Raw genomic sequence first — 1,263 nt, 5'->3', positions numbered from 1 at the left:
GGTGAATAGCGAAACTGTCGGAACAGGCGAGTCCTGCAGCGGAACAAGGCCGATAACAATGATGATCCCCGTGATCGATTGAACGCTTGGCCCCCGCTGCGCGAACTACAGAATGGCCAGGGCGTGAGCGCCCACAACAGGCCGGATATACGAATGCAACCGCGCTGACGACAGGATCGAAAAGCTATTACTCACTACTTGTGGGGAGAGTCCATATACACTTGTTAGCCGGTAATGATGGAAGATATCTTTTCGCATAGATACGTGTCTTCTCTTTCAATGAATTCCTCAGGGCTTTCATTGCAAGAGTATGCCTCGAAAATATGGTTAATAACTTTCTTTGCCTGTTCCGCAGTAAGAGACTTTGTGTCTATTAACTCAAGAAGAGCTTCGGCTATTTCATTAAGGCTAAAGCAGTAATCTCCTGCGGCAATGCTTAGTTCTGTATGGGCTGTCTCGTAGCTTATTTCTGAACTTTCGTTCTTGGTTAAATATTCAATTGGTTTTTCTAAAATTTCAAAAGGATAAATTTCTTGATATTTTTCGCAATACTCTATCAGGAGTCGTCTGACTTGCTCACCATCAAAATTACGAGAAGCATCTTCTAGTAGGGTATTAAGTTTTGTATTGGCTATCCAGTTTTTCATAGCGGATACAGGCCTAGGCTAACGTAGAGCTAACCGGCGCTGCGCAGTTTTATCGCGCAGCGTCCAGCGACTGAAAGGAGCGGGGTTGAGCGCCAGGTTAGGCAATACCGGCATGGGATATGCGAAGATGAAGAGTATGCAAAATATGGCAAAAGTAGTGGCATCGGTGCTAGAAAAATTTAGAAGCAGCTATTGCACCGCATACGAATCCGAAAGCAAGCATTATCTTCCTGTTAAGCATAAATCCCGGCAACTTTGACTTTATAGGCAGCGGGTAGTTTTGAACGGCAGAAGCCCAGTAGAAAAACGCCAGCGACAAGACGAAAAACTCAATGATGTCACCCCAAGGGATTGCTTTGTATTCGTTGAGCATGCTTATCTCTTTTGTCTAACGTTTGGTTAAGGGGCGGGCTTTAGCCCGTCCCAGCGAGCACAGCGAGCGATTTGAATGCTGTAATGGACTCTCCCCACACCACAGTTCTATACCACGGTGTCGAGGATTTTTGAGCGGGAGAGTCGTTATGAAGCGCATTGCCGTTGATCTGGCCAAGTCCGTTTACCAAGTTGCCGAGAGTGTCCGCTTCGGCCAGGTGGTGCAGCGCACGCGGCTGAACCG

General features: G+C 47.0%; 2 protein-coding genes. Both read right to left on the bottom strand.

All coding sequences use genetic code 11. The features are described from left to right. Positions 1–224: 224 nt before the first annotated feature. Entirely contained in the window at positions 225–647 is a 423-nt protein-coding gene (locus AERO9A_RS22250; RefSeq protein ID WP_159974137.1) for a hypothetical protein, read from the bottom strand. 169 nt (positions 648–816) lie between these two features. After that, on the bottom strand, positions 817–1,020 hold the full coding sequence (locus AERO9A_RS22245; protein WP_159974136.1) for a hypothetical protein: 204 nt from the start codon (positions 1,018–1,020) through the stop codon (positions 817–819). Positions 1,021–1,263: the final 243 nt, after the last annotated feature.

The organism is Pseudomonas sp. 8Z (assembly GCF_902506535.1).
GTDB lineage: Bacteria > Pseudomonadota > Gammaproteobacteria > Pseudomonadales > Pseudomonadaceae > Aquipseudomonas.
The sequence above is the reverse complement of the archived record's forward strand: the minus strand, read 5'-3'. Positions and strand labels throughout refer to the sequence as shown.